We start from the raw sequence: 21,707 nt of genomic DNA on the forward strand, positions 1-21,707 counted from the left end.
GTTATTTTCAATGTATTTTATACGAAAAGTATGCGCAAAAATGCGAAGATAGCGCTGGGATCTGTCAGATTTAACAACATACGCTGCTATGATTTGCTGATATTTAGCATGGTTATAGCTAGGTTATGCCAAGCTTGCGCACGACGACTTTTTTGATGACACTTCAAGGTCGCTAGTGCTAAATCATATGTCAGGGTCGGTTCAACAACGGGAATAATAGCTAAACCATCTGAGCTGGTGTTATGCCACATACTATCTGGGAGCAACGTGATCCCGACCCCCGCCCTAACCAGCCCCGTAACTAAATCCAAATGGCTGCTACGCCCTGAGATCACGGGTTTATAGCCATAAATTCCACAAGCACTTACCACAAGCTCATTAATAAGAAAATCATCAGAAAAGAAGATAAATGGCTGTTTAACTAATTCAATAAACTTCACGTGATCTCGTTTTGCTAAAGGATGTTGCTCATTGACCAATAACATCAGCCGATCGGTCGAAAACACGTGTAAGTCAAAACGTTCGTCATCAAAAGGAAGCATAACTGCTGCGGTTTCTACCTCACCGTTTAACATAGCATCGCGCATTTTACGTGTGCCCAACTCAAGGATTTTTAACTCCACTTGGGGGTAACGCTGGCTAAACGCCATGATGATATCGGCAAAATAGGTCGACGCAATCACTGGGGGTAAGCCAACGGGTAAAACCCCCGTTAATGCCCCAGATTTTTCTTTTAATGCTTGTTCCATGCTCTTAAATTGAGCCAGAATTTGTTTAGCATGGGTTAACAAAATGATCCCTTCATCGGTCAGTCTAACCCCTTCCTTCTCCCTGATTAACACGCTATAGCCCAATTCATCTTCTAGTTTTTTAATACTGCGGCTAATCGCAGGCTGGGTGACAAACAGTTGTTCAGCGGCGCGACTAAACCCATTGAGTTGAACAACCTCAACAAAATAGCGTAACGAACGAATATCCATGCCCCACCTATAAATTTTAGTTATAGCTAGAATGATTATAAATGATTTCACATTAAGAAAAATATACGCTAAAAATAAGATAAAGCAACATTATCATCTGCTGTATTGCATAGGAGTCAATATAATGAACCTCACCGTTATTGAATATGTTTTGAGTCGTCTACAAGAAATCGGTATCAACGATGTTTTTGGCGTTGCAGGGGATTATGCCTTTCCGATTGAAGATGCGGTCTGTGAAAATAAGTCGATGCGCTGGATTGGTAATTGTAATGAACTTAATGCCGCCTATGCCGCCGATGGTTACGCTCGCATAAAAGGTGCAGCCGCACTCTCTACCACTTTTGGGGTTGGCGAACTAAGTGCCTTAAATGGGATCGCTGGCGCTTATGCTGAACACTTACCTATTTTCCACTTAGTGGGCATGCCACCCAGTGGAGTACAGAAAAATCATCGATTAGTTCACCATACATTAGGCAATGGTGATTTTGATGTGTTTTACCAAATGGGCCAACATTTAAGCTGTGCTCACGGGATTTTTACCCCTGAGAACTGTATTGCGGAAACCGAGCGTTTGATCACAGCCGCCTTACAAGAACGTCGCCCTGTCTATTTGGGTTTCCCTTCAGATTATGCCGTTATGCCTGTTACCGCAGATAAAAATTCTAGCAAGCCAATTATTCCTCAAAGTAATAGTAAATCACTATCCGCTGCGCTAGCCGCTATCTTAGCGAAGTTAAATTCCTCAACACAAACCTGTTTTGTTCCGGGGATACTCGCTGCCCGTTTAGGTCTTGCACAACAAGTCCAAACCCTGATTGATAAAACAGGCTCCCCCTACACAACAATGTTTATGGATAAGGGCGTCTTGAGCGAATCTAATCCAACTTATATTGGGCTGTATAATGGGCACTTAATGAACCCTAAAGTCGCCGAGTTTGTCGAAAGTTGTGATTGCTTAATTGGTATTGGCGCAGTATTAACAGACTTTAACTCTGGCAGTTTTACCGCCAAAATAAACAGTGAAAACTGTATTAACATTCTGTCAGACCGTGTTATTGTCGGCTCCGCTGTGTATCCCCAAGTGTATATGAAAGACGTGCTTAATCAGTTGGTTGCTCATGTGCCAGCGTTAAATCATCCGACCATCCGAGCCGAAGGGCTAGGCTCTCCCATTCAAGGCGAGCAGGATAGCATTACTGCCGAATACCTTTATCCACGCCTCGAAAACATGTTCCGTGAAGATGATATCATCATTGCGGAGACGGGGACGGCATCAATGGGATTAGGTTTTGCTTTATTACCCAAAAACGCCCAGTTTCATAACCAAACTTTGTGGGGAGCAATTGGCTGGGCGACCCCTGCGGCTTTTGGTGCGGCAATTGCTGCCCCCAATCGCCGCGTCATCCTCGTGACGGGTGAAGGTTCACACCAATTAACAGCGCAAGAAATCAGCCAATTTGCTCGATTTGGCTTAAAACCGATTATTTTTGTCCTTAATAATGATGGTTATTTAATCGAAAGGTTACTTTGCAAAAATCCTGAAGCCTATTTCAACGATATACCTCAGTGGAATTACGCTCAGTTACCCCACGCATTAGGCTGCGAAAATTGGTATTGCCAGCGAGTCAGTCGTTGTGATGAACTTGATACCGCAATTAATATCGCACAGTCATCTGATCGTGCGGCTTATATTGAGGTGGTCATGGACAGATATGCATCATCTGAATTGGCGAGAAAATTGGGTGAGTCTGTGAGTTCATTATATTCATTTTAGCCGGACTAAATTGGCAGCTTGCTATTTTATTATTAGTAAGCTGCTAATTTATTATGCTTATTATTCAAAAACTAGCCCTACATTTTCTCGACCTTGAGTGAGTACTTGAGACACATTTAACGCAAGTTCTAATAATTCACTACTTTGCTGATGTTTTTGCGAAGCAATTTGATCGCGAAAATAGGCAAATTCATACACCATATGGTTGATAGACTCATCACGGATCACCGTGGAGGTTTTCCCGTCAATACACACTTCGACTTTTTGGCAAAGGCTTGGTGCGCCATGCACTTGAATATAACCTTTTGTTCCTTGAATAATAAAGAAACCGGGGCTGGCGGAATCTTTTGCCCCCATGCAAGAGGCTGTTGCAGTCGCATACTGAGCGGTGAATATCCCTGAAGTATCAATGCCATTGAACCCTTTATTACATATATACTGGCTATTTTCAGGTTTCCCCATTAATGCAACCAATAAATAAATGTTATAGAGGTTAATATCGTATAGCGCTCCCCCCGCCTGTTTTGGATCAAACGCACCATGAACGCGCCCTTGCAAGTAATCATTATAGCGACTTGAATATTGCGAATAGTTACCTTGGATGGCTTTTATTTCACCAATTTTGTCGATATTCTGCTGAATGATTGCAAATTCAGGTGTATGAATTGATGTAATTGCTTCAAATAAAAAAAGATTCCTTTTTTGTGATAAGGCAATTAATTTTTGCAGTTGCGCCCAATGTGGCGTAAACGGTTTTTCGCAAATAACGTGTTTATCGGCCATCAATGCTTGCTGGGTATACTGATAATGCAAATGATTTGGCAGCCCAATATAGACTGTGTCAACTTCATCATCCTGCAATAATGTTTGATAATCCGTGTAAAGTTTCGCAATAGCAAATTGCTGGCAAAGTGCTGCACCTTTTTCTTCACTTTCTGGCCTGACACACAGTGCAACTAACTCAATCCCTTGGATTGTTTTCAATGCATCGAGAGCCATCATAATTATTTTGCCTGAACCAATGAGTGCAAGTTTCATTTACTTTACCTGTCGCGAATAAAATCAGTGTTAGTTGGCTCATTAATAGCAATACCTGAGCAGACAAGCAATAGATAATCCCTTGATACAAGTCTAACCTTTAACTCGTTGCTGGTATTCACCGCCCACGGCAAACTGAGTTTGTAAAAAATCAATAAATGCCTTGAGCTTGCAGGGTAAATACATCTTTTCAGGAAAAACCGCGTAAATATTATGCTCGGGTAATTGATAATTCGTTAATAATGGATGTCGTTGTATTCGCCCTAAATCAATATCAATTTAATATTGAAGAAATACCTATAATTGCGTTTGTTGGAGGGATAATGGGGGCATTTTTTGTCGTCATCAACAGCTACATTTTACCATCATTAGGGGTAATGCTAACGTCTGTATTCACAATTTGCGGTCAAATGGTATCAAGCTTAATAATTGATGTGTTCAATGGGATGCAAAACCAAAATACTTTTTTGCAATTAATCGCTGTTGTTTTAATTATTTTAGGTGTGGTAATAAACTTTAATCAAAAGGTTAAATAAAGCTAATACCTTATTGAGGTTGTTGAAAAAGTGGGATAAAAGCGTAGTTTTTCCCACTTGGTGTTATCAGACAAAAACCAATACATTTATGTTCAATAATCTACCCAACTGCTGCCAAACAGAATATGTTTAGCAGCAGTTGAATAACCACTATTCCGCTTTCACCCAAAATACACCATCCCCCTCTAATGCGGTGAAGGTCTTATGCAGATAATCGCTATCCGCTTGTGGGTCAAGTTCCGTAAATAAATTTGGATGAAGGAATTTGGCGATCGCTTCTACCGCAATAATATTGAACGGAGTATCGTAATATTGCTGGTATAGTGCTAAAACCTGCTTATTTTTATATGCGGTTAATGAATGCAGTTTTGGGCGCGCCATCAACTTTGCTAACCTTGCTTGCGATTTAGTTTTATCGCCCGTATAGCCTAAAGGTACTGATGCGCTGCCTTTTCGCGTACTATCCCAATCGGCAGCTGTCATCAAATAGTAGTCAGGATCGCTGTGAATTAGCTGCTCTTCGTTAATTTCACCGCCCATTCCGCTACTGAACCACTGTGAACCAAGGTTATTGCCCCCTGCTGCTTCAACAAACTCACCAAAGTTACCGTTTCCAAAGGTTTTACAGCAGTAATCTTCCCCCGAAATCCCTGCGGCTCTTTCGATAAATACGCTCGGGCGCTGGCTTTTATCAAGGGTAGCCACCTTACTGCGGATCAAATCCAGTTTTTGTTGATAAAACTGATTAAAGGCTTCAGCTTGTTGCTCTTCACCAAACACTTTACCTAATAACGCCATACTCGGCATGGTGTTTTTTAACGGGTATTGGCGAAAATCGATAAAAATAACGGGTAGACCACTTTTTTCCAATAACGATAACGTGCCACTTTCCGAAAGTTTACTTTTTAAACCGATATCAAAAATCAATAAGTCTGGTTGAGCCACCAAGGCTTTTTCGACACTGAAATCCGTTGTGTAAGGGTTTGGAAAAACTGGAATTTTGCTCAGTTCAGGAAACTTTTTGCTGTATGCCGCACTTAAATCAGGTGCTTTTTTAATCAGCGCGTCATCCCAAGCAATGATGCCTTTTAATGGACTTTGTGGATGTAAAATATTTAATGCCACCAGCACACGGCTGTCGGCTAGCATCACCCGTGAAACCGGCGCATTGACGGTGACTTCACGGCCTGCAATATCGGTCACTGTGATGGGAGCAGCGAAACTTGCCGCTGCACAGAACATACTGAATAACCCCAATAAGCAATATTTATTGATAAATCGACCTATCATTATCCTGCCTTTTCTTAATTAGAATTTCACTGATGCTTGAACATAATATGTTCTCGGCTGCCCTACATAGATCCCATAATTGTTATCCGTCGAGCGAGTAAAATAGGTTTGATCAAATAAATTCTTAATACCAGCGGATAGCGTTAAATCAGACAAACTTTTTCCAAAGTGGTATTCTCCCCGCGCATCCCACACCATATAACCCGGTATTGTGCCATAACGCCCATCAGCACTTGGTGCTGTGACATAATGACTTGTTGTGCCAGGTGATTCCTGTGTAGATTGCGCATAGGTGTTCAAATTCCATACCCAATTGCCTGTTTCATAGCGCCCCCCGGCAGTAAGCACTTGGCGCGAATAGAACGGTAAGTCTTTATGGGCAAAGTCCCCTTTCTTGCTTACCGCCTTGGTATAGGTATAGGTGCTGTACACACTAACCCCGTCCAGTGCATCCGTAAGATCGGCTAAATTGTACCTTGCCGCAAGTTCGACACCTTGATGAGTCGTCGCACCTAAGTTAGTCCAACCTGTGGTGTTTTCGACATAAAGTAGTTGATCATCAAAATCGATATAAAATAATGTCGCTTCTAAAGATAGCGCCGTATTATCGTATTTCGTCCCAACTTCATAGTTATGGGCTTTTTCGGCACTTAACCCGTTTGCGGGAGAGTTACCAACCCCTTTGGTATTCAGTTGGAAGTACTGCAAGCTGCCAAATGAGGTGCTGGCATTGGCAAATAATTTCCATTCATCATCAATATGATAAATTACCGCTAGCGCTGGAAGTGGCTCGCTGTAACGCTTGCTACGGTCTTGGTGTTTAAAACTGTCGTTTAAATGAATATTGATGTTTTCGTAGCGAATACCCGGGATGATAGTCCAGTTGCCCACATCAATGGTATCATCAAGGTAGATAGCATGTGCTTGTGTCCCACCTGAAGTGTGTTGATAATATTCATTGGTGCTAGGGCGTGTATTTTGCGTACCCGCTTGGTACCAATTTGAGCGGTATGCTTTCTCATCCGCCGTTTCATTTAAGTAACGGTAACCCACGGTCACTTCGTGTGACATATTATCGAAACGGAACAGTTGTGAATAACTCGGCTCAATGGCATACGCGGTATAGTGGCGCGGGTAAGAAACCAAACGCCTTTCATTCGCTTTGTCTTTATGGTCACTTTCAATATAACTGCCGCGATAACTTTTACTGAACCACGTCATTAATTCAAATTGCTTGTCATCTTCTTCATGTTTATATTTCAATGACATATCTTGGCGATTGCCTTCAAAACGGTCATATGGTCGTGTTGATTGGAATGGATCTGCATTATATTGGGCTTGGGTTAACCCGCCTGGCATTCCCGACATTGCATGATAGTAGTGAAAATTGGCTAATAGTTCATCGTTATCCGTGATGGCGTAGCGAGTTTTCAACATAAAGTCATCAATATCGGTATTATCGTTACTTTTACGATAACCCTGTCCATGTAAGCCAGAATACAAGATCATCGCTCCCGCAGAATCATCGGCTTTAGAGCCACCTAAAGAGGCATCCACTAACGTCTTTAACCCGCCAGTTTTTGCCCCTTGGGTTTGCAGCGCAACCCCACCACCAAACGCTTTTGGAATTGGCTTGGTCACAAAGTTAATCACCCCACCCACGTTTTGCGGTCCATAACGCACTGAGGCACCACCGCGGATCACATCAATGGACTCAATGCTGCCTAATGAGAGTGGCGACATGGAAAGTTGTGGCTGTCCATAAGGCGCTGCCGCTAGGGGCATTCCATCAAGTAAAATGGTAGAACGTGGTGACAAACGAGAGGTTAAACCCCGTACACCAACGTTTAATGACACGTCACTTCCCCCAGTTCCGTTACTTTCACGGACTTGAACACCGGGGATCCCCTTTAATGCATCAGCAATAGTTTCACTGCCTGTTTCTTTAATTTGTTGTTGCGTTTTAACGGTGCGTGCACCGGGATGGTTAAACACCACTTCGCTGTCTTCGGTATTTTCGAGCCAGTTACCTGTGACGGTTATTTGGTCATTTTTAGCGGTATCCGCAGCGAAGGTGTGGTGAGAAATCAATGCAGTAGAAATTGCCAATGGCAAGAGTAATTTGCGCGTTTTAAAGTTCATAAAGGACGAGTTGAATAAGAAGATTAAGATAGATAATGATAATTATAATCATTAGTAATAATCAATAAATTTTACTCGATTTTTTTATAATAAAAATATCTAACTGGTTAAATAACTCGTCATTATTTTTTTAGGCTAAAAAAATCCGAAGGTAAAGCCTTCGGATAGTTTTAGTTTCGGTTTTAAGACGACGTAAAGACGAGCTTAGCCACCAAGGGAGAAAAACACTACGCGCCCCACGCCTTCACCAAAGAATATACATAATGCAGCGAATGACATTACCAGCGTTGCATTGATTGACTCACTTGATTTTTGACAGACTAGACGCCCAACAAAAAGGACGCCTACCGCGATTAACGCTATACGTACAATGCTCAGGCTAAGCAATCCCTCTGGTAATTCACGGGGTGTCATCCCCATATAAATCGGCTCACCGATATTGCTCAATAATGATAATGCACCCAGTAACATCAACAGGATACCAATCACACCCACGCCCAATGAGGTTTTCACGACACGTTTAAGCTGCTCTTCTTTACCTAACGCACGCAAGTTACCCACCAGTAGTGCAGCCGCAATCACGCCCCCCAGCAGTAAGACAGCCCCAAAGAAACTGGCGTAGGTAAATAAGCCCCCCCACAAGTTAAACAAGGTGTTAGCATATAGTGCTGACATTGCATACATGTATATCAAGCCGGCGCCAGCACTGAGAAGCAATAACCCATTGTTCGCTTTATTTTTAAGTAATAACAACGCCGTACTCAGGAACAACAGTGCCATATAAATCGCAGTTGCCCAGACTTCACGGCTCATCCAAGAGCTAGAAACATGCACCATAGTGTAAAACATGTGTAATGGATTACCCATATGGAACAACGAGCCCAATAACCCCACGCAACCCAAAATAAAACTGACAGCAACAGGTTTCTTAAGAAGCTGGGCTTTCTCGTTTCCTTCCAGTATGCGGCAGTAGCACAATAGTGACACCGCTAAGCAGCCGACTGACGCCTGCATAAATAAGGTGAAAATCACCAATGGAAATTCATGCATGATAATTCTCCTTATCCTTTTGTGCCAACAACGAGGTTGGGTTTAGTGATACTTGAACTTGGCAGTCCCTCAATATCTGCATTCGTACCGTATTTTTTGCGCAGTTCACTAATAAGACCAAATTCAATGGCGCGCATTGGGCAAGAATCAACACACATAGGATTCCCCCCTTGCTCGCGTAAATCGATACAGGTATCACACTTGGTCATCATGCCGATGCTAGCGTCAAATTGTGGTGCTTCATATGGACAAGCCCATGTGCAATAACGGCAACCTACGCATTTAGTATGATCGACCAACACCACGCCATCTTCTTCACGTTTATGCATCGCCGTTGTAGGACAGTGACTGACACATTGCGGATCATCACAGTGATTACAGGCAATAGATAAGTGCCAACGACGTGGTCGCGGGTACTCACCTACCTCAATATCGTACACACGGCGAAAATTCCGCCCAACCTCAAGGTCATTTTTATCTTTACACGCCACAACGCAGGTTTTACAACCAATACAGGTGGCAACATTAATATAAAATCCGACTTGTTTATCCATTATTATCGCCCCTTAAAAAATAATACGCTGTGGAATTGCAACATCAGGCACCAATTGTTCACCGTTCCATTTTTCAATATTGCATAACATGGTGTTCCAACCTGATGTTCCTAATCCTGTTGGCACTTGTATTGTCAGCGTATTATCTGCACCAGCCATATCTATTCCTGTTTTTTCATCTACATCCGTCCAACTACCATGTGGTAACGCCACTACCCCCGGTTTCATGGTTTGTGTGACGAGTGCTGGGCGAACGATTTTCCCTTGGGGGCTGGTAATCAATACCGTTTCACCGTGCTTAATACCTAAACGTTTAGCATCAGAAGCATTGATATAAATTGGGCTTGGCCACTGCTCACGCAGCCATGGCACATTATCTAATGTACTGTGTGAACGGCGTAAATAGTGCGGGTTATAGATTTGGAATGGGTAATCCCCTTTCTCTTTTTTGGCGAAGTCTTTAAAGCTGGCTTCATAACCACTGGCAGCAGGGATGTATTCTGGAATTGGCGGTAATTTCGTCCAACCACATTCATCGGCTTTTTCGACCAATGTTTGGCAATAAATTTCAAATTTACCACTTGGCGTTGGACGTGGGTTCGCTTGGGGGTCACGAACGAAATCTTCATAAGCGATATAACCGTAATTATCCCCGGGTGTACGTTGTACTTGGTATTTCCCTACAGTTAAGAACTCATTTAACGTCAAGCGACCTTGCTGTGGCTTCCCTGTGACTTGCCATTCATCAATATCCGCTTGAGTAATGGTCAGTAACGGTTCTTTAGTCTGCCCATCTTCCCCAATAATCGTTGCTCCATTAAGTTTATTGAAAAACTGCTGTTTTTCTGAAATAGGGAAAACTTCATCTACATTAATTCCAAGACGTTTCCCCAGTTCTTTGGCAATCCATTGGTCACTTTTCGCTTCATAAAGGGGGGGAGTCACATTCACCGCAGCAATAATAACTTCTCGGTTACTTGGGTTTAAAATCGTACCTTCACGTTCCCATTCTGTGGTGACGGGTAAGACAATATCAGAATATTTTGCACAGGTGTGAGGCACATACGCTGCGGTCACCACAAGTTCAACATCTTTTCTATAGGCTTCAATACTCTGTGTGATATTCGCACGAGTTTGCAATGTCGCATTGAACGGGTGAATGATCATTTGGATATTGGCATCCACATCCCCCACACCACGCTGACGGAATTTTTTCTCTAACAATGCACGATTAAGCTCATTATGATTGATTTTTAAGCTTACTGGGTTGGGTATTGATGGTAATCCACTCGCTCCCGCCATCACTAATCGTGTTCCGTTATTGCCCGCAGCAAAGTGGCAGCTTACTCCAGTCATTCGCCCTGGACGCCCCATATGCCCTGTCATAAAGCCCAAGGTGGAGAATGCTTGAACCCACCCCTCTCCGTTATGAATACGTGCAGGTGCCCAACCCGTCAGCAAAGCAACACGGTTTGTGCCGCCAATTTCACGGGCTAATGTTCGAATATCTGTCGCGGATAACCCGCAAATATTCGCTGCCCATTCCGGCGTTTTTGGCTCCCCAGAATATGTCCCCAATAAGTAATCTTTAAAATTGCCTTTCGGATCCGCACCTGCTGGCATATTATTTTTATCGAAGCCAACTGTACAACGCCGTAAAAATTCCCAATCAATTAATGGGTTATCAGGGCTATCCATTTCCAGCAACGCATACATGATCCCCAACGCAAGGGCATGATCGGTACCTGGGTTGATGGGATACCAATCTGCATCCATTAATTCAGCAGTCGTGGTATAACTCGGGTCGATGCTAATAAAACGCGCACCCGCTTTTTTCGCTTGATAGTAATTATAGGTCGGGCTTCCCGGGCTACTCCACGCTGGGTTAGCCCCCCACATCACAATTAGCTGTGAGTTACGCAGATCAAAACGGTCATTGGTACCGAACGTGTAGAACCCTTCCAATAAACCGAGGTGTGCAGGCGTTTCAAACCAAGCCCCCCATGAGGTGGTTCCCCAATCCCCGACAAAACCTCCAGCTTTGGCATATACATTTTGAATATCAACGCCATTTCCACCCGTGATCCAAATAGATTCTGTGCCGTATTTTTCTTTTATACGTTTTGATTCAGAGGCAACGATATCAAGGGCTTCATCCCAACTGATCCGCACCCATTGGTCACGCCCACGTAAGCTTTTGTCACCACCGCCGGGGGCCCATCCTTTGCGTTTCATTGGGTATTTTAAGCGATCCGCACCAAAAACTTGCTTACGCTGAGACCGCCCACGCAAGCAACCTCGTTGTTGTGGAAAATCGGGGGAGTCAGCAACCACATCATCCGTTTTTTGCCTCACCACGACACCGTCCACCACTAGTGCTTTATTCACGCAGCGTCCGCCACAGTTATGCCAACACGCCACAGGTTTCCACTTTCCTTTCGTGGCAGCATCAGTAGCTTGTATAATCGCCTTTTCTTCTGGTGTGGATGCATAAAGCCGTTTGCTCATGGGTAATGTGGCCATTACCGATGCCGCCGACGTCCATGCAATAAATGAACGACGACTTAAGGCTATTTTCTGTCTTTCTGACATTGCTCTTACCTCTTCCTTTCGTTTTATTATTATAAATTGACTAATTCTTTGATTTGTTTTTGATCATTACGTAAAAATGGTTCTAAAAGCAGACTCAGTTGACGATAAAATGGCGTGTTTGCGTGATTATGCAGTTCACGACAAAATGACGTAATAAAAGCCAAAAGGTGGTCATTTAAGAAGGTGTATGACGCCTGCAATAGGGCTTTTGTCTCATCCGTTAGCTCGGGTGTTAATATTGCCCGTTCAACGATCTGCTGACTGAGGTTCCACATAAAATCCAATTCATAGCCAATATGATCTGCTGCTTCTAGCTCTTTTTGTGTTAACTCAAAGCCGTATTTTTTATAGAAGGATTTCACTGCCAAAGTGCATTCTTGAAAAAGCAGTTTGTCTCGAGAAACATAGGTTGATTCCCATGGCGGCGCTGGGGGCGCATCGGGGCCAATAAATAACCGAGTAAAATCCCAATGTAATGCTTCAAAATCATCAGTCCCTACCTGCAAGTTTCTTGCCTGCAGATCTTTTTGCATCGCGGTAATTGCCTCTGCCATCACGGGAAAATGGTCTTCACAGGGAAATAAGGCCAATCCCGCTTCACGTAAATATTTCAATAGTTCAGGTGTGGGCTCTTCGATGAGTAAGCGACGTAATACGTCATAAGCAAATTGCCTTGCAGACAAAAATGCTAACGTTGGGTTTTCATTATTCACAGGAACCTCCCTGTATATCGGTCAATAAAAATTCAGTGGGTGTCGTTAATTCAATTCGCACTTCTTTGATAAGCGGTTCGCCGTTTTCATCGGGTTCAACGATATGAGAAGTCAGTGCAATAGCTAGGGTTGGTAACGCTTTTAGGCATAAAATCGCTTCAGGATTAAACTGTAAGAAACCGTGAAGTAGCTCTTGCTGATAAGGTACATTGGCTTGGTTTAAGTATTGCGCCACTTTCTCGCAATCATCCCCAAACACTTTGGCACTCTTAAAAAAATAATCCTTTGTGGAGAAAAGATAATGCGGCCCCATCACTGACTCATCGTGCTGGAAAAATGCATTGCTTTGATACACTTGCCCCGTATGTTTATTTTCTAGGGAACAATAATGCACACCAATGGATAAGCGTTTTTCAAGTGCAAATTTTAGTACTCGTAAGCAAGCTAACTCGCTACCAGCAACAGCAAGACCGCCAGCATACCAATAGTTGTAATACACCTCATAAGGCGGGTTTTTTAGGCGAAAACCGCGGGTTTTATATTCATGGCTATTAGTAAGAGGAAAGCAAAATTCCAATAGATTAATGCCATCAATTCCCATCTCATCCAACTGCGTTACTAACTGATACATTTGCGGTTCGGTATAAGGGATCACGGGCATTTCTACCATCACAGTGGGAAAAATTTCACGGGCTAGGGCTATACGGTGTAACACTTTATCAATGCGTTCTTTCGGGTCATCAATTTTGATACTAAAACGCACTTCTTTAAGCCCTGCTTTTGCCAAAGACAACGCTGTATTACGGTCAAGGGGATCACCTGCGGTATATAACCGAGTATGGACATGGGGTAATTTTTGTTGCACACGTTGAAAGAATTGAATGCTTTCTTCGCGAAATAACAAGGGTTCTCCCCCCGTTAATGCAATATGAGATAACGGATAACCTTGCTCTGCAATAGTGTCAACTTCCCCTATCGCATCGCGCATCTCACGCTGAAAGCCCGCGTAATTCTCTTGGTTAGGGTTAAAACAAAAATAACAATCACGATGGCATTGTAAAGACAAAAATGTGGTGTGGCTCCCCTCCCCCGTACGACATTGCACACAAGCGCTGGAGAGCCAACCACTGTGAATACTTTTACCATTATTTGCAAAAATTGCTCCACAGGCTTTTAATTCCGTTTTCAATTGCTGGATTTCAATTTGCTGAGAAAAAGGTGTTTCAAAACCTAAGCCATATTCTGAAATAGCCGATTGCGTCTGTTCCTCAATCGCTAAATAGCGCATAGCATAACGTATAAATTTATCATTTTTGATTGTGGACAACGTGCTATCTGTCATCGGATAGATCATTAACTTACCTTTTATAAGGGCTGGGTTTTATTTGCTTACTTTGTTATAGAATTTAGCAATACAATCGTGGCCTAATCAGGCAATGAGTTTCGACTGGTGCTGTTCGCCGGAATTATGACTATATACCAAGCCTTCAGTGTGATTGACTTTGTTTCAACTGAAAATTAAAACCTTCTATTATTGGCTATTTTAATAAAACCAGTATAAATAATTAACGCAAAATGAAATTGCGCAGGATCAACAAAATTTTCTATTTCATCCTATTTTCTTCACAATTATTAACCCAAAAATTCTTTATATACTCAAAGTGTTACAATTAACCCATCATTTAATCCAATTAAGAATGGTTATATTTTTATTTATATTTCGGATTTTAGAGGGTTTAAAAACATCAGTAAAAATAATATTTATCATGGTGCTTTAAAATAACTGTTTTATTTTATATATAAAAGATAATCAGTCTCATTAACGCTTTTTATAAACTTTCTATTTATCGTTTAAATTGAATAGAAAATAAAATCTAACTAATCTTGAAATGTGGTTCTCTGTATAAGCCAATATACGTCTTTAACTGATTAACAAAAATTAATTTTTCTATGTACTTTATTTTTTATACCAATAATATTTTAGGATTATTTACATCGTTTTTGTTGTATGGCTTGGCTATGATTTCGCGAATTAATCACATTCAGTCATTAATTATATTAAACTTAAAGGAAATCAATAGTAATAGTAGGCAGTATATGCAAGACAAATTCATTCAATTTAGTCAATTTTTAAGCTACGTTTTACGGCACAAACCCGAGTCCATTTCGCTCACACTCAACACAGAGGGTTGGGTATCTGTTGATAATTTATTATTACAAGCTAACCGTCACGGTAAAAAATTAACTCGTGAAATACTAGAATATGTGGTTGAAAATAATAATAAAAAAAGGTTTACTTTTAATGACGACCACTCGCAGATCCGTGCCGCACAAGGGCATTCAACCCAGCAAGTTCGCCTAAATCACGTTTCGCAAACACCCCCTAAGTTTCTTTACCATGGAACCGCAACACGTTTTGTTGATTCGATTAGGCAGCAAGGGTTATTAGCTGGCAACCGCCATCATGTACACTTATCCGATAACATTGACACGGCAACCCGTGTTGGCGCTAGACATGGCAACCCCATAGTTCTGGTGATTGAAGCACAGAAGATGGTGGAGCTAGGTTATCTATTTTATCTATCAGATAACCATGTTTGGCTGACTGAGCATGTTCCGGCGCAATTTATCCAACAATCATAACTAAAGTGGCAACGCATAAGTGACTTTGACCGTTTCCATAGGTACTTCGGTCTTAATGCTTTGAATACTGTTAATTTGCGTTAAATGATCAGCATGAAAACGGCGATACGATGCAAGATCTTCGGTAACAATACGAATTAGCGCATCACATTCCCCTGCCATCAGATGACATTCCACCACTTCTGGCATCTGTTTAATATCTTCTACAAACTGATTAATCGTCTTCGCGTCTTGTGTTTTAAACCAAATGCGGGCAAAAAGCGATAACCCTGCGCCTATTTTTGCGCCATCAAGCACTGCCACATAACGCTTTATCACACCAGCTTCCTCCAGCAACTTTACGCGGCGCAAGCATGGAGATGGTGACAGGCCAACTTCTTTAGCGAGTTCAATATTCTGTATTTTTCCATCCCGCTGTAGAACCTGTAAAATACGTCTATCTATGGCATCCAGTTTTATCATTTATAACCCCATTGAAATTTGACACTCATTTTCAATTAAAAATTAATATTGAATGCTAATTAATAATCATTTTTAAGCAAGAAAACAACCCTATTCTACCGCATTATCGCTATAATTTTTACGCAACTGGCCAGTTGCCTCATTAACAATAAAAACCAAAGAGGTCATCAAATGGAGTTACAAACATTGCTATTATTCAGTGCTACCGTGATCCCGCTGGTTTGCACCCCTGGTCCAGATATTTTATTTATTTCAGCACAAGGGATCTCGGGGGGAACGAGTGCAGCTTGGAAAGCCAATTTCGGCATTATTTTAGGTTATGTCGCCCATGCAATACTGGCCGCACTTGGACTGGCCGCGATTGTCGCAGCCTCACCGATAATATTTCATACCATAAAATGGGTAGGCGTTGCCTATGTGGCATACCTTGCTGTACGAATGTTAATATCTGCAATGAAGGTCAGTGAGGCCAAAATTCAAAAAGTGTCTAACCACGCGGTGATCGGTAAGGCATTTTTGACCAGTTTCCTTAATCCGAAAGGCCTATTGGTCTATTTTGCAATTTTACCTAACTTCATTCAGTTAGGTGAAAGTGTTGCTCTGCAATCCCTCATGCTTTCCGCCACCTTTATTTTATCTTGTGTGATAATTTATGGGGTGATTGGGATGTTATTTGCGTCCATGCATAAAAAACAGTGTTATAACGACAATAAACGACGCGTCACAGAAGGCGTTGCAGGTGGTCTATTAACCTTTGCGGCTATTGGTTTAGCGACTAGCTAACGGGGAAACAGTTCAATCCAAATCAACTGGCTATCGGCACTCAGAGGAGTCACCTCACCCTCGCCGATATCCGGTAACCACCAGCCACCTTGCCCAGCGGCCATTCGCTTACAACTTCCACCAGATACAGCCCACTCGCCACTCAGTACAAAAACTAAGCCTGCTTGATTGGTCGGTAATTTATCGCTGTCTGTGATCAAAGTGCTTGTTGCTGACCATCTGTCTGCGCGAAAAATAAAATTTAATAACCGTGTATTTGGTTGACTCACATTAACCGCGGCATATTGCTGCGCCGAAAACTGGGCATGATCCCCGATATGCTTTAACTGCTGAGTGAAGTTTTTATTATCGGTTAATGTTATTTTTTGATCATTGAGCAAAACAACCAACCTTTCACCTTCTGCGTAGCGTTTAAGGTAACTATCTTGGTTGATCGTGGCAATACTTGCACGTAATGAATAATCCGAGGCAACCGGCCAGCAAAAAACTTCTTGGCTGGCTCCCCCGCCATCATTCCATTCAAGATTAGGCAACTCAGTGATATCAAAACATTTAATTTTCACATTACCTCCCAAAACGTTGTCATTCACTGTTTTAGACTTGTACTTAGAGTCGCAAAGTTAGTCTCCTCAGGCAATGAATTTGCAACGATAATGTGACTAGGGACTGTTTATCTTTGATGGTCAATTTTTATTCGAATTAAAGCCATTTTAGCCAAGGGGAGAGGTTCGCCGTCGAGTGAACCTCTCAACGCAGCATTAAATGAGTGAAACGTGCGTTAATCACCCCCGTAGAGCAGCGTTTAGTGTTTAGGGGCAATGGTTTATTCAAATTGTCTTCAGTCTGTACGATGGCTACATTTAGTCATTTTTGGGATTATTTATTAACCCCTTTTAGCGGTTAAAATCAGCAGAAAAGATAAACAGCACCTAGTCACGCTTCTCTTTAATTAAATAGTGACATAAACGCCCTAACGTTTTCATCGCCTCTTCAATACGCTCAGTCCATGTAAAAGAGACATTCAAACGAAATGCATGGTTAAACTGTTCACTTGTGGAAAACATGCTACCCGGCGCAATACTAATACCTTCTTTTAATGCGAGTTGATATAAGCGTAGTGCATTAAACGGCGGTTCAAATTCTAGCCACAAAAAGTACCCACCTTTGGGCATATTCACTTTTACTGAAGAGGGCATATATTTGGCTATTGCCCCTAACATCAAGTGCTGCCTTTGTTCCATCGTGACCCGTAACTTACGGAGGTGGCTATCATAGCCTCCTAAAGAGAGGTATTCTGCAATAGCAAGTTGTGTTGGAACGCTAGCTGAAACAGTACTCATCATCTGCAGATGCTGAATTTTTGTTGCATGATGGCCAGCAGCAACCCATCCCACACGATATCCAGGTGCTAAACACTTCGAAAACGACGAACAGTGAAAAAAGTGTCCTTTGGTATCTAAGGCCTTTGCAGGAATAGGCTGCTTACTACCAAAATAGAGTTCGCCATAAACATCATCCTCAATTAACGCAATTTGCTGTTTATTTAAAATATCAACTAATCGCTTTTTATTGGCTTGCGGCATTGTACCGCCGAGTGGGTTTTGATAATGAGTCATTAACCAACAGGCTTTGATGGGGTATTTATCGACAACCTCGTCTAAAGCATCAAGATCAATACCAAACAAAGGATCGGTTTTAATGGCGATAGCTTTGAGTTTTAACCGCTCAATGGCCTGTAATGAGCCATAAAATGCAGGGGATTCAATCACAACCCAATCCCCAGGTTGAGTGACCGACTGTAAACTTAACACCAATGATTCCATCGCGCCTGCGGTGATCACAATTTCATCGGGGGCGACATGGATACCTTGCGTTGCATAACGTTGGGCAATATTGCGACGTAACTGCTCATTTCCGGGGGGCAAATTAGCAGGGGTATTAAATTTGGATAAACGCCTTGCTACCGATGCTAATGATTTGGCCAGCTTCGGGTCATCCAATAACGCAGGTTCTGGAAATGCGGAGCCAAATGGGATAATATCAGGATCCTTACAAGCCTGTAATACCCCAAATATCGAGGCGTTAATCTCTACATTTTCATTTAAATGTAGTCCTTTTCCCCCTTTTGCTGCCGCAAAAGCGTTATTTCGGTTGGCGACATAATATCCAGACTGTGGACGTGCGGCGACCCATCCTTGGCTTTCAAGTAATTGGTACGCTTGTACTACCGTCATTAGACTCAGACCTGATTGTTTAACACTTTCCCTCAGTGAAGGCAATCTGTCACCCACTTGCCAGATATTGTCTTCAATTTGTTGACGAATTTGTGCTGCTAATTGTTCATATCTCGTCATAGCCGCCTCAACTGTTATAGTTAATATCTCTTTAATTGTTACTATTATAGTTTATCGTCTCATGTTCTACTTATCCACACATTCACCTGACTTTTTTTAACTATAAGCACAAACCATTTTTAGTCGGATTGCGACATTTTGCATATCGGTGTGAGCAATTTTTTTAGCTAGGGATAAGCGCCTTAATTGTCACCACCAAGGCTTTAAATGCGGCGTGCACTTACATATCCACTCAGGGGTTAATATGTTTGGACTAACTGCGCTGGAACTTGCCCGTATACAATTCGCGTTTACGGTCTCGTTCCATATTATTTTCCCGGCCATTACCATTGGGCTAGCAAGTTATCTTGCCGTGCTACAAGGTTTATGGCTAAAAACACGTGACGAAGACTATATAAAACTGTTCCATTTCTGGGCTAAGGTTTTTGCGGTTAATTTTGGTATGGGCGTCGTATCAGGATTGGTAATGGCATACCAATTTGGCACCAACTGGAGCTTTTTTTCAGACTTTGCAGGCGGGATCACAGGACCGCTACTCACTTATGAAGTGTTAACTGCCTTTTTCCTTGAAGCCGGTTTCCTTGGCGTAATGCTGTTTGGTATGAACCGTGTGGGTGAAAAGCTACACTTTTTTGCCACTTGTATGGTGGCACTTGGCACCATTATTTCTACTTTCTGGATTTTGGCTTCCAACAGCTTTATGCAGACGCCACAAGGTTTTGAAATCATCGATGGTCGCATTGTTCCCGTTGATTGGCTGGCCGTCATTTTCAACCCATCATTCCCGTACCGTTTATTACACATGACCACTGCGGCCTTCTTAGCTGCGGCATTCTTTATTGGTGCCTCTGCAGCATGGCATTTGCTCAAAGGTAACCAATCCAGCGCGATGAAGAAAATGTTTTCCATGTCGCTGTGGCTGATTTTAGTTTTAGCTCCTCTCCAAGCGTTAATTGGTGATGCCCATGGCTTAAATACGTTGAAACATCAGCCTGTTAAAGTAGCTGCGATGGAAGGCCACTGGGAAAACAAACCGGGTGAAGCAACACCGCTTATCTTATTTGGTATTCCTAACCAAGAGAAAGAAAAAACCGAGTATGCCATTGAAATTCCTTATCTCGCGAGCCTGATTTTAACCCATAGCATTGATAAACAAGTGCCCGCGTTAAAAGAGTACGCGCCAGAAGACCGCCCTAATGTCTTTATGGTGTTCTGGTCGTTCCGTGTGATGGTCGGCTTAGGTTTATTAATGATAGCGGCTGGGGTTTGGGGTTTATGGTTACGTTACCGTAAAAACCTCTACCGCTCTAAGACATTCCTGCGCTTTATGTTTTTGATGGCCCCATCCGGCCTGATCGCTATTTTGGCAGGGTGGTTTACCACAGAAATAGGTCGTCAGCCATGGGTCGTGTATGGATTACAACGCACCTCAGACGCGGTTAGTGCGCATGGTGAAATACACATGAGTATCAGTTTAATCACCTTTTTTGTGGTTTACGGCGGCGTATTCGGCATCGGCTACATGTACATGATGAAATTAATTCGTAAAGGTATCGCGGAGGACGCAGCACATGGGCATTGATTTACCTCTCATTTGGTTTGTCATCATCGTATTTAGTATGCTGATGTATATCGTAATGGATGGCTTCGATTTGGGGATCGGTATTCTTTACCCTGCCCTAAAAGATAGCCAAGACCGCGACTTAATGATGAACAGCGTTGCCCCTGTGTGGGATGGGAACGAAACGTGGCTAGTACTTGGTGGTGCCGCTTTATTTGGAGCTTTCCCCCTCGCCTACGCGATAGTGTTAGATGCGTTATCAATTCCACTAACTTTTATGTTATTAGCTTTGATTTTCCGGGGTGTGGCGTTTGAATTTCGCTTTAGAGCCGATGAATCTCACCGCCGTCATTGGGATCACGCATTTATCTGGGGATCTATTTTCGCCACCTTTGTGCAAGGTGTTGTAGTCGGTGCCTTTATCCAAGGTTTCCACGTGGAAAACAGAACCTTTATCGGGGGATACTTCGATTGGTTTGCCCCCTTCCCACTGTTTTGTGGTTTTGGTTTAGTTGTCGCTTATGCCTTATTGGCTTGCGGCTGGCTAATCATGAAAACACAGGGCCACTTGCGTCGTACAATGTACCGCCTTCTACGTCCTTTAACTTTACTGATGGTTACGGTTATTGCCGTGATCAGCCTATGGACCCCCATGTTAAATGAAGCCATTTTTGACCGCTGGTTCACGCTGCCAAATCTGTTCTTTTTCTTACCTGTCCCATTATTGGTGTTGGGTTGCACAGGGGTGATCTTTAAAAGTGCGAAGCGCCAACAACATGATAGTGTTCCATTTTTGTCTGCATTAATGTTGATATTCCTTGGCTTTACTGGTCTTGGGATCAGCATCTGGCCGACGCTTATTCCACCTGCAATCAGTTTCCGTGACGCGGCGGGCCCATCAGAAAGTTTAGGCTTTATGCTAGTGGGTGCGTTATTTATTATTCCTGTTATTTTGGTTTATACCTATTGGAGTTACTATGTCTTCAGAGGAAAAATTACCCCAGACCAAGGCTACCACTGATAACGCAGTGGCATCCCCTTGGTGGAAAAAACTCGGTTGGATGGCACTCATCTGGCTGGGAAGCGTGTTAGCACTGTTTGCTTTTTCTTCCGTATTTAAGTTGATGATGACTGCTGCCGGGATGAAAGTGAAATAGATTATACCAGTGCCTTATGGTGACTCATAAGGCACTTTTTTATTGGTTTGTGTGAAGCAGATTGAATAAATATAAATG

The 21,707-nt window shown here is 42.5% G+C and carries 19 protein-coding genes; 7 read left to right on the forward strand and 12 right to left on the reverse strand.

The features are described from left to right. Positions 1-86: 86 nt before the first annotated feature. Positions 87-980 (reverse strand): LysR family transcriptional regulator, encoded by an 894-nt coding sequence (locus AB6N04_RS07935; protein ID WP_369311346.1) that lies wholly within the window; start codon positions 978-980, stop codon positions 87-89. Positions 981-1,104: 124 nt separating this feature from the next. Here AB6N04_RS07935 and AB6N04_RS07940 point away from each other — a divergent pair, with 124 nt between their 5' ends. Continuing rightward, positions 1,105-2,754, forward strand: a complete 1,650-nt coding sequence (locus AB6N04_RS07940; protein WP_369311347.1) for an alpha-keto acid decarboxylase family protein — start codon at positions 1,105-1,107, stop codon at positions 2,752-2,754. 60 nt (positions 2,755-2,814) lie between these two features. On the opposite strand, the gene AB6N04_RS07945 is transcribed toward AB6N04_RS07940, so the two are convergent. Continuing rightward, complete coding sequence (locus AB6N04_RS07945) at positions 2,815-3,792, reverse strand: Gfo/Idh/MocA family protein (protein ID WP_369311348.1); 978 nt, start codon at positions 3,790-3,792, stop codon at positions 2,815-2,817. A gap of 242 nt (positions 3,793-4,034) precedes the next feature. Here AB6N04_RS07945 and AB6N04_RS07950 point away from each other — a divergent pair, with 242 nt between their 5' ends. Then, positions 4,035-4,328 carry a DMT family transporter gene (locus AB6N04_RS07950; RefSeq protein ID WP_369311349.1) on the forward strand — a complete coding sequence of 98 codons (294 nt, stop codon included), beginning with the start codon at positions 4,035-4,037 and terminating at the stop codon, positions 4,326-4,328. Positions 4,329-4,478: 150 nt separating this feature from the next. On the opposite strand, the gene AB6N04_RS07955 is transcribed toward AB6N04_RS07950, so the two are convergent. The 7 genes from AB6N04_RS07955 to AB6N04_RS07985 form a co-directional block, all read right to left on the reverse strand. Further along, the gene (locus tag AB6N04_RS07955; RefSeq protein ID WP_369311350.1) at positions 4,479-5,618 is read right to left on the reverse strand and encodes an ABC transporter substrate-binding protein; all 1,140 of its coding nucleotides are present in this window, start codon (positions 5,616-5,618) and stop codon (positions 4,479-4,481) included. Positions 5,619-5,636: 18 nt separating this feature from the next. Continuing rightward, positions 5,637-7,760 carry a TonB-dependent receptor family protein gene (locus AB6N04_RS07960; protein ID WP_369311351.1) on the reverse strand — a complete coding sequence of 708 codons (2,124 nt, stop codon included), beginning with the start codon at positions 7,758-7,760 and terminating at the stop codon, positions 5,637-5,639. Positions 7,761-7,964: 204 nt separating this feature from the next. Continuing rightward, positions 7,965-8,810 (reverse strand): dimethyl sulfoxide reductase anchor subunit family protein, encoded by an 846-nt coding sequence (locus AB6N04_RS07965; protein WP_369311352.1) that lies wholly within the window; start codon positions 8,808-8,810, stop codon positions 7,965-7,967. An 11-nt stretch (positions 8,811-8,821) separates the two neighbouring features. After that, on the reverse strand, positions 8,822-9,364 hold the full coding sequence (locus AB6N04_RS07970; protein ID WP_369311353.1) for a DMSO/selenate family reductase complex B subunit: 543 nt from the start codon (positions 9,362-9,364) through the stop codon (positions 8,822-8,824). Between the two features lie 12 nt (positions 9,365-9,376). After that, complete coding sequence (locus AB6N04_RS07975) at positions 9,377-11,956, reverse strand: molybdopterin-dependent oxidoreductase (RefSeq protein ID WP_369311354.1); 2,580 nt, start codon at positions 11,954-11,956, stop codon at positions 9,377-9,379. A 29-nt stretch (positions 11,957-11,985) separates the two neighbouring features. Next, positions 11,986-12,669 carry a molecular chaperone gene (locus tag AB6N04_RS07980; protein ID WP_369311355.1) on the reverse strand — a complete coding sequence of 228 codons (684 nt, stop codon included), beginning with the start codon at positions 12,667-12,669 and terminating at the stop codon, positions 11,986-11,988. After that, positions 12,662-14,023, reverse strand: coding sequence for a radical SAM protein (locus AB6N04_RS07985; protein WP_369311356.1), 1,362 nt, complete (start codon positions 14,021-14,023; stop codon positions 12,662-12,664). The genes AB6N04_RS07980 and AB6N04_RS07985 overlap by 8 nt, the downstream gene beginning before the upstream one ends. 743 nt (positions 14,024-14,766) lie before the next feature. Here AB6N04_RS07985 and AB6N04_RS07990 point away from each other — a divergent pair. Beyond that, positions 14,767-15,312 carry an RNA 2'-phosphotransferase gene (locus tag AB6N04_RS07990; protein WP_369311357.1) on the forward strand — a complete coding sequence of 182 codons (546 nt, stop codon included), beginning with the start codon at positions 14,767-14,769 and terminating at the stop codon, positions 15,310-15,312. Here AB6N04_RS07990 and AB6N04_RS07995 read toward each other — a convergent pair whose 3' ends face one another. Then, positions 15,313-15,774, reverse strand: coding sequence for an Lrp/AsnC family transcriptional regulator (locus tag AB6N04_RS07995; RefSeq protein ID WP_369311358.1), 462 nt, complete (start codon positions 15,772-15,774; stop codon positions 15,313-15,315). Between the two features lie 171 nt (positions 15,775-15,945). On the opposite strand from AB6N04_RS07995, the gene AB6N04_RS08000 reads away from it, so the two are divergent. Further along, a complete protein-coding gene (locus AB6N04_RS08000) occupies positions 15,946-16,557 on the forward strand; it encodes a LysE family translocator (protein ID WP_369311359.1) in 612 nt (203 codons plus the stop codon). Here the strand turns inward: AB6N04_RS08000 and AB6N04_RS08005 are convergent. Together AB6N04_RS08005 and AB6N04_RS08010 are read right to left on the reverse strand one after the other, a co-directional pair. Beyond that, positions 16,554-17,120, reverse strand: coding sequence for a HutD family protein (locus AB6N04_RS08005; RefSeq protein WP_369311360.1), 567 nt, complete (start codon positions 17,118-17,120; stop codon positions 16,554-16,556). The genes AB6N04_RS08000 and AB6N04_RS08005 overlap by 4 nt on opposite strands. A gap of 366 nt (positions 17,121-17,486) precedes the next feature. Beyond that, positions 17,487-18,911 (reverse strand): PLP-dependent aminotransferase family protein, encoded by a 1,425-nt coding sequence (locus AB6N04_RS08010; protein ID WP_369311361.1) that lies wholly within the window; start codon positions 18,909-18,911, stop codon positions 17,487-17,489. Between the two features lie 244 nt (positions 18,912-19,155). Here AB6N04_RS08010 and AB6N04_RS08015 point away from each other — a divergent pair, with 244 nt between their 5' ends. From AB6N04_RS08015 to AB6N04_RS08025, 3 genes are read left to right on the forward strand one after another with little or no spacing between them, the layout of a single operon-like run. Next, a complete protein-coding gene (locus AB6N04_RS08015; RefSeq protein ID WP_369311362.1) occupies positions 19,156-20,493 on the forward strand; it encodes a cytochrome ubiquinol oxidase subunit I in 1,338 nt (445 codons plus the stop codon). Further along, complete coding sequence (gene cydB, locus AB6N04_RS08020) at positions 20,483-21,493, forward strand: cytochrome d ubiquinol oxidase subunit II (protein WP_369311363.1); 1,011 nt, start codon at positions 20,483-20,485, stop codon at positions 21,491-21,493. Before AB6N04_RS08015 ends, cydB begins: the two co-directional genes overlap by 11 nt. Then, the gene (locus tag AB6N04_RS08025; protein WP_369311364.1) at positions 21,450-21,629 is read left to right on the forward strand and encodes a DUF2474 domain-containing protein; all 180 of its coding nucleotides are present in this window, start codon (positions 21,450-21,452) and stop codon (positions 21,627-21,629) included. The genes cydB and AB6N04_RS08025 overlap by 44 nt, the downstream gene beginning before the upstream one ends. Positions 21,630-21,707 lie beyond the last annotated feature (78 nt).

This window comes from Providencia rettgeri (genome assembly GCF_041075285.1).
Lineage (GTDB): Bacteria > Pseudomonadota > Gammaproteobacteria > Enterobacterales > Enterobacteriaceae > Providencia > Providencia rettgeri_G.

Excerpts from the sequence above, each read along its gene's own strand:
- AB6N04_RS07965 (WP_369311352.1), bottom strand. The coding sequence starts at position 8,810 with ATGCATGAATTTCCATTGGTGATTTTCACCTTATTTATGCAGGCGTCA.
- AB6N04_RS08015 (WP_369311362.1), top strand. The coding sequence starts at position 19,156 with ATGTTTGGACTAACTGCGCTGGAACTTGCCCGTATACAATTCGCGTTT.
- AB6N04_RS07950 (WP_369311349.1), top strand. The coding sequence starts at position 4,035 with ATGGATGTCGTTGTATTCGCCCTAAATCAATATCAATTTAATATTGAA.
- AB6N04_RS07960 (WP_369311351.1), bottom strand. The coding sequence starts at position 7,760 with ATGAACTTTAAAACGCGCAAATTACTCTTGCCATTGGCAATTTCTACT.
- AB6N04_RS08010 (WP_369311361.1), bottom strand. The coding sequence starts at position 18,911 with ATGACGAGATATGAACAATTAGCAGCACAAATTCGTCAACAAATTGAA.
- AB6N04_RS07995 (WP_369311358.1), bottom strand. The coding sequence starts at position 15,774 with ATGATAAAACTGGATGCCATAGATAGACGTATTTTACAGGTTCTACAG.
- AB6N04_RS08025 (WP_369311364.1), top strand. The coding sequence starts at position 21,450 with ATGTCTTCAGAGGAAAAATTACCCCAGACCAAGGCTACCACTGATAAC.
- AB6N04_RS07990 (WP_369311357.1), top strand. The coding sequence starts at position 14,767 with ATGCAAGACAAATTCATTCAATTTAGTCAATTTTTAAGCTACGTTTTA.
- AB6N04_RS07985 (WP_369311356.1), bottom strand. The coding sequence starts at position 14,023 with ATGATCTATCCGATGACAGATAGCACGTTGTCCACAATCAAAAATGAT.
- AB6N04_RS07970 (WP_369311353.1), bottom strand. The coding sequence starts at position 9,364 with ATGGATAAACAAGTCGGATTTTATATTAATGTTGCCACCTGTATTGGT.
- AB6N04_RS08000 (WP_369311359.1), top strand. The coding sequence starts at position 15,946 with ATGGAGTTACAAACATTGCTATTATTCAGTGCTACCGTGATCCCGCTG.
- AB6N04_RS07935 (WP_369311346.1), bottom strand. The coding sequence starts at position 980 with ATGGATATTCGTTCGTTACGCTATTTTGTTGAGGTTGTTCAACTCAAT.
- AB6N04_RS07940 (WP_369311347.1), top strand. The coding sequence starts at position 1,105 with ATGAACCTCACCGTTATTGAATATGTTTTGAGTCGTCTACAAGAAATC.
- AB6N04_RS07975 (WP_369311354.1), bottom strand. The coding sequence starts at position 11,956 with ATGTCAGAAAGACAGAAAATAGCCTTAAGTCGTCGTTCATTTATTGCA.
- AB6N04_RS07945 (WP_369311348.1), bottom strand. The coding sequence starts at position 3,792 with ATGAAACTTGCACTCATTGGTTCAGGCAAAATAATTATGATGGCTCTC.
- AB6N04_RS07955 (WP_369311350.1), bottom strand. The coding sequence starts at position 5,618 with ATGATAGGTCGATTTATCAATAAATATTGCTTATTGGGGTTATTCAGT.
- cydB (WP_369311363.1), top strand. The coding sequence starts at position 20,483 with ATGGGCATTGATTTACCTCTCATTTGGTTTGTCATCATCGTATTTAGT.